The sequence below is a fragment of the Aeromonas sp. sif0611 genome, assembly GCF_019218845.1.
In the GTDB taxonomy this organism is placed as follows: domain Bacteria; phylum Pseudomonadota; class Gammaproteobacteria; order Enterobacterales; family Aeromonadaceae; genus Aeromonas; species Aeromonas media.
The window spans coordinates 1-277 of sequence record NZ_JAHUWU010000049.1; the positions used below are offsets into that span (position 1 = coordinate 1).

At 65.0% G+C, this 277-nt stretch carries 1 protein-coding gene; it reads left to right on the forward strand.

Annotated features, from left to right (window positions below; translation table 11 throughout):
- The coding region (locus KW824_RS20715; RefSeq protein ID WP_218410893.1) for a VCBS domain-containing protein at positions 1–277 on the forward strand (277 nt) is incomplete at both ends.

The window sequence follows — 277 nt, forward strand, 5'->3', positions numbered from 1 at the left end:
GTGGATGGCACCGAGCACACCGTCACCATCACCATCACCGGCGTCAACGATGCGGCGGTGATCACCGGCAGCGACACTGGTGCGGTCACCGAAGATGAGAGCACTCCGCTGCTGACCGAGACCGGCACCCTGAGCGTGACCGATCTGGATGGGGCGGATGAAGCCAAGTTCCTGGCTGGCAACGGCACCCCGAGCGCGGGTGCGCTGGGTAGCCTCGCCATCACCGAAGGCGGTGCCTGGACCTACAACGTCGACAACAGCAAGGTGCAGTACCTGG